This is a genomic window from Mesorhizobium sp. M1342, from assembly GCF_040317955.1.
Lineage (GTDB): Bacteria > Pseudomonadota > Alphaproteobacteria > Rhizobiales > Rhizobiaceae > Mesorhizobium.
Map to the genome: position 1 here is coordinate 1 of NZ_JAMYLI010000058.1, position 5,997 is coordinate 5,997.

The 5,997-nt window shown below is 59.8% G+C and carries 3 protein-coding genes and 1 pseudogene; 2 read left to right on the plus strand and 2 right to left on the minus strand.

Annotation, left to right across the window (positions count from 1 at the left end; genetic code table 11):
• Positions 1-158 precede the first annotated feature (158 nt).
• A complete protein-coding gene (locus NKH06_RS31765; protein WP_023808940.1) occupies positions 159-1,886 on the minus strand; it encodes a calcium-binding protein in 1,728 nt (575 codons plus the stop codon).
• 454 nt (positions 1,887-2,340) lie between these two features.
• Between NKH06_RS31765 and NKH06_RS31770 the strand changes: the two genes are divergently transcribed.
• Together NKH06_RS31770 and NKH06_RS31775 are read left to right on the plus strand one after the other, a co-directional pair.
• Complete coding sequence (locus NKH06_RS31770) at positions 2,341-4,092, plus strand: type I secretion system permease/ATPase (protein WP_031212338.1); 1,752 nt, start codon at positions 2,341-2,343, stop codon at positions 4,090-4,092.
• Entirely contained in the window at positions 4,085-5,461 is a 1,377-nt protein-coding gene (locus NKH06_RS31775; RefSeq protein ID WP_023808938.1) for an HlyD family type I secretion periplasmic adaptor subunit, read from the plus strand. The genes NKH06_RS31770 and NKH06_RS31775 overlap by 8 nt, the downstream gene beginning before the upstream one ends.
• Positions 5,462-5,860: 399 nt before the next feature.
• On the opposite strand, the pseudogene NKH06_RS31780 reads toward NKH06_RS31775, so the two are convergent.
• Positions 5,861-5,997, minus strand: a pseudogene (locus NKH06_RS31780) (capsular biosynthesis protein CpsI); the annotation flags it as partial.

Sequence of the window (5,997 nt, forward strand, 5' to 3'; positions counted from 1 at the left end):
CCCCACACCCCCACCCGCCCCCCCCCCGGCGCCCCGCCGCCGCCGGGCCCCCCCCCCCCCCCCCCCCCGCCGGGGTGTGCCCCCACCCCACCCCACCCGGGGGGCGCCCCCCCCGCGCCCCCCCCCGACTTCTTAAAGCGTTTCTTCGCTGGGCTGGTTCAGGTGACCAGAAAAGACGATGCGGTAATCGACAGATGCGGAGAGAGGCTCGCGAAATGGATCTGGTTTGCGCCTCCGACGCCGTCGCTGTCGAAAGAAAGAGCTCCCGTCGAACTGTTGTAGATAATGTGATCGGAACTGTCATGCGCGGCTTTGCCGGCAAAGAAAGCGTCCGACGAGAGGCCCCCCTGATCGAGACCGGCAAAGATGGAATGATCGAGGTGGATTTTGTCCTGGGCTTTGTTGAAATCAGTGATCTTGTCCACGTTTCCAGCACCAAGGGCGGTACTGAACACGAAGGCATCTCTGCCCCCACGCCCGCTCAACGTATCGGCTCCGCCGCCACCGTCGATCTTGTTGCTACCGGCATTGCCTTGAATGGTCTGTCCGAATTCGTTGCCGGTCAGATTGATGGCGGCCTTGCTGGATGCCTTGGTGGTTGCGAGTTGCTCGATATGCGAGCCAGCCGAAAGAGCGAAGCTCACCGAGGCAAGAACCTTATCGGCGCCGCTTCCTCTCTGCTCCACCACCTTGTCGTGGGCATTGTCGACGTAATAGGTGTCATTGCCGCCATAGCCGGTCATCTTGTCCGCGCCACCGCCACCATTGATCTTGTTGGCGCCGCCATTCCCATAGATGGCTTGACCGAATTCGTTGCCGGTCAGGTTGATGGACGCCCTGCCACCCGAACTGGCGGTGGAGAGCTGCTCGATATGTGAGCCCGCCGTAAGAGCGTAACTCACCGAGGCCACGACCTTGTCGACCCCGCCGCTTGGCGCTTCCATCACCTTGTCATGGGCATTGTTGACGAGATATTTGTCATTGCCCGTGGTCGCGTGAAAAACGTCTGCGCCGCGCGTGCCATGGAATATATGATCGCTGTCCGACGGGGCCGGCGCGGCGGGAGCAGGGGCGCCGGCGTCGCTTGGCGGCGTGGTCGGGGTATCGATCGGATCGCTTGCTGGAGGGGCGGCAGAGCCACCGGTGCTTTGGAGGTTGTGCTGCTGGAAGAAGGCCTGCAGTGCCGGCGAATTCTCCAGAGCTGTGTCTCCGTTCTGCGAGCCCCAGGCATAGGCATAATCGAAGGCAGGCGACGGAACCAGTGCTGCCCAATGATCTATCATCGTTTGCATCTGTTCCGTCGTTGGCATCTGATGCTTCCCGCCCGTGTCGGTCGTCCAGTTGCCACCGCCAAAAGTCTGGTAGACCGGAATGATCTTGTCGATCGGGATGCCGGACTTCACTGCCGCGCCCACGGCCCTGTCGATCATGTTGTAGTCGACCGTGCTCACGTCATCGCGCACCGGGTACGGGTCCAACCCGTAATAGTCGATGCCTGTATTGGCCGGATTATAGGTGTTGGAAAAATCCGGATTTGTAGGAGACCCCATATTCATCATGGTGACGAAGGTCTTGGCGCCCGGAAAATGGGAATGGATCCAATCCGATTCCGCTTTCAGGTTTTCGGCAGTTGCATATGTGCCCCACCTGCCGGTGGGATCTGGCTCGTCCATCAGGAAAAATCCGAACACCTTCGGGTTGTTCAGAAATGGTGTAACTTTTTCAATGAAGGAGGAGGTGACGCCGTCGTGCGCTCCGAGATAGACGAGGCCTTTCATGCCGTCCGGCAAAGCATTGACCTGCGAAAGATATTGAACATCGACCAGGTTGAACCCGGCGGTTGCGACTTCGGTGGCTGATCCACCGGACGCATAATGGAGTGTCATCCAATGATCCTTTGGTTGATTCGATTTATGCCCCGCGTCTGCTTAGGTGATTGCTACATTAGGATGAAATCAAATACGAAACACAGCGAGATAGAATGTTTGATTGATCTAAGTTGTTGCTCAGTAGCAGGTATTTTGCTCAGTCGACTGTGGCACCTTTGAAAGTGTTTGGGAGCAAGGACATACGCCTCTTTTGCCGGCTCCGTTCTGACCAGTTCCTTTAGCGAAAATCGTCATTTTTCGTGAAGTTATCCCCAGACAGGGAGACGTCGGCGGCCGCGTTTCGCCGGTTCATGCCACGAATCCGCTGCATTTTCCTCAAAGTCGACGTATGTAAGCAGAGCGTAATAAGGGGGGCGACGGATAGCGGCTGCTATGCGCATCAAGAAAGGTTTGAGCCATCACAACTTACGGAAGTAACGGCGCGGCAGTGTCGCGCGAACGACCGCTGGTCATGAAAACATCGGGGGCTGGTTCTCCCGAGCTACGTTCCGCCATTCTCGCCTGCATGCCTGGGCTGCTTGGCGTGGCGCTGTTCTCGGCAGTGATAAACATTCTCGCTCTGACCGGTTCGGTCTATATGTTGCAGATTTACGATCGCGTTCTGCCGTCGCAGAGCGTTCCCACCCTGGTGGGGTTCACGATCGGCATGCTGGGTCTGTATGCGGTCCATGGGCTTCTGGATTTCGTGCGGCTTCGCGTGTTGGTCCGCATCGGCAGCCGTCTCTATAGGAATTTGCAGCAAAAGGTGTTCTCCATCTCCCTGTCCCTGCCGCTCAAGGCAGGGCGTGATGCGGACCGTCTGCAGCCTTTGCACGATCTTGACCGACTGCGCGGCTTTCTCTCCGGAACGGGACCGACGGTCATCTTCGACGCCCCGTGGATCCCCTTTTATCTGCTGATCATTTATTTGCTCCATCCTTCGCTCGGCCTGCTGGCGACGGTCGGCGCGATCGCTGTGGTCCTCTTAACAGCGATCGCGGAAGTGTTTAGCCGAGGCCCCGCCGCGCGTGCCTCGGAGGAGCTGCTGTCGCAGCGGGCGCTTGCCGATTCCGGCCGGCGCAACGCCGAAGTCGTTCACGCAATGGGGCTGTCTGGTCGACTGGCTCGACGCTGGAGCGACGTCAGCCGAGCCTATCTCGCCCAGCAGGAACGTCTCTCTGACGTCGTTGGTGGCGCCAGTTCGCTGTCGAAGGCCCTGCGGATGGCGTTGCAGTCCTGTGTTCTCGGTCTCGGCGCTTACCTGGTGATCGGCGGCGAGGCTTCACCTGGGGTGATCATCGCATCTTCCATTTTGCTTGGCCGCGCCTTGGCCCCGGTGGATGCTGCGATCGCAAACTGGAGAGGCTTTCTGTCGGCCCGGCGCAGCTATTCCGAGCTGGCAGCGGTCATGGCGGCATTCGGCCGCCAGGACGAGCCAATGGAGTTGCCTCGGCCGCAGGCGCGGTTTGCGGTCGAGCAATTGACCATTGCGCCGCCCGGCTTGCCAAAGCCAACCGTGGTGAATGTGAGCTTCCATCTGTCGAGAGGCGCTGGGATGGCCGTAATCGGCCCAAGCGGTTCCGGCAAGACAACTTTGGTGCGTTCGTTGGTCGGAGTGTGGAAGCCGCTCCATGGCTCGGTGAGATTGGACGGCGCCTCTCTCGATCAATGGAACTCGGAACAGCTCGGCGCCCATATCGGCTACATGCCGCAGGATGTGGAGTTGTTTGACGGCACGGTAGCAGACAACATTTCGAGGTTCCGAGGCAAGACGGATCCAAAAGGCGTCCTTGCGGCGGCAAGAGCAGCCGGCGTCGAGAAAATGATAATGCAATTCCCTCAGGGATTTCAGACCCGCATAGGCGAGGGCGGAGCGGCCCTGTCGGCAGGGCAGAGGCAACTCGTGGGTCTCGCCCGAGCACTTTATGGCGAGCCGTTTCTTGTCGTGCTCGACGAACCGAACTCGAACCTCGACGTGGACGGAGACGCTGCCCTGGCCGGCGCCATACGGACAGTGCGTCAGCGCGGGGGCATCGTCATTGTCGTTGCGCATCGTCCTTCGGCACTCGCGAATATCGATCAGGTGCTGGTTATGTCGAATGGGACGGTTCATGCCTTTGGCTCGCGCGAGCAGGTCTTGGCGAACGTGCTCCGACCTTCACCGCCTGTTTCACCTCGGCCATCTTCTTTGGCGCCGATACCGGGTGTTGCCGGACATGCATGAAGCTCTGCTCGAAACATTCGTCGCTTTCTCATCGTATGCTCGGACCCTTCGTGGCAGCAAACGGGCTGCCGTGAGCGCGCCAGATCTGTCGGACGGTATACGGGCCAACCTGATATTCGGTTTGGTGATTACAGGTCTGCTGGTCCTTGGCGGCGGCCTGTGGCTGGGGTTGACCAACATCGCCGGCGCTGTGGTTGCACCGGCCACCGTGGTGGTGGAAACCAACGTCAAGAAGGTCCAGCATCAAACCGGAGGCACAGTGGGCGGGATCTTCGCGCAGGACGGAGATCATGTACGAGCCGGCGACGTGCTGGTCAGACTGGATGACACGCTGACTCGCGCGAACCTGCAAATCATCAGTGAGGATCTCGATCGCGCGACCGTCCGGCTCGCTCGGCTGGAGGCTGAGCGAACGGGCCTAGCGGAAATGCAACTGCCGGTCGGCCTGAAGGCGCGAATGAACCAGCCGGAGCTGGCTGCGCTCGTCAATGGCGAGCGCGCGCTCTTTGAAACGCGCGCTTCGGCTTTGGCTGGACAGAAGGCACAGTTGAGAAGCCAATCCCAGCAACTTGAACGTCAGATCGACGGCCTCAAAGCGCAACAGAGCGCGGTGGATGAATCGGTTGCTCTGCTGAATAAGGATTTCGCCGACGTTGATTCCCTCTACGCCAAAAAACTCGTCTCCAAGGAGAGGGTGAGCAACATCAGGCTGGATGCCACCCGGGCCAGGGGAGAATCGGGGCGCCTCGCTGCCGCAGTAGCTGAAGCGCAGGCGCGCATTAGCGAAACGGGGTTGCAGATGCTGCAGCTGGATGACCAAAGGCGCACTGACGTGACGACCGAACTCCGCGAGACGGAAGCCAAGCAGACCGAACTCAACGAACGGAGGATTGTGGCCCAGGATGAATTGACCAAGACAACGATCCGCGCGCCGCAGTCCGGAACAATACAGGAATCGGCTGTCCATACCGTCGGCGGCGTTATCGCGCCTGGCGAGATGCTCATGACCATCGTGCCTGATGCCGACGATCTTGTGGTGGACGCGCTGATCCCTCCGTCGCGGGTCGACGACGTCCGGCCAGGGCAGCCGGTATCGATCCGTTTTCCGGCGTTCGACGTGGGAACCACTCCGGTCTGCCAAGGGTCAGTGAAACACATCTCGGCAGATCTGATTAAAGATCCGCAACGTCAGCTTTCCTATTTCTCGGCGCGGATCAAGGTCGAAAGCAAATCGAATTGCCTGACCGAAGCGAAGGTGCTGAGGCCAGGTATGCCCGCCGAGGTTCATATCCGCACCGATGAACGCAATGTCTGGTCTTATCTGTTGAAACCCTTTGCGGATCAGATGTCCAAGGCGTTTACGCAGTGATGGCGAGGAGGCGAGGCGAGTAGGATATCGGGATTTCTGGCGGCCCGACGGCTTTTTGGGGGCGGGCGGCCGTCGAGCCTAACCGGCGGCGCGGGGATGAAGCGCCTCCGGCTGGAGGAAACATGCGCGTTATGTGCCGCTACCGCATCATTCGAATAGCGAGGCAGTTTGTCCGCTGTCGGTAGTTTTTTGCCCAATGAAATGAACGAACGCGAATGGCGGATGGCGGGCGAGCGGAACCGCAACATTACCCATCAAAGATCAATGTTGCTGTGGTGCGAATTGCGGGGGCGGCCAATCCCCGTGGGCGTCGTGCTGGCAGGAGCTTGCGCAGCCATCGAGCATCACTGGACGGTGGCCTGAGGCGAGTTTGCCAGCCGTGATCTTGCAAAGACTTTTCTATCCCCGTCCAAAATATGCCTGGTACCACTCGACGAACCGCCCCACCCCTTCGGTCACTGTCGTCGTCGGGCGGTAGCCGACCGCCTGCTCCAGCGCCGAGGTGTCGGCGAAGGTATCGGGCACGTCGCCGGGCT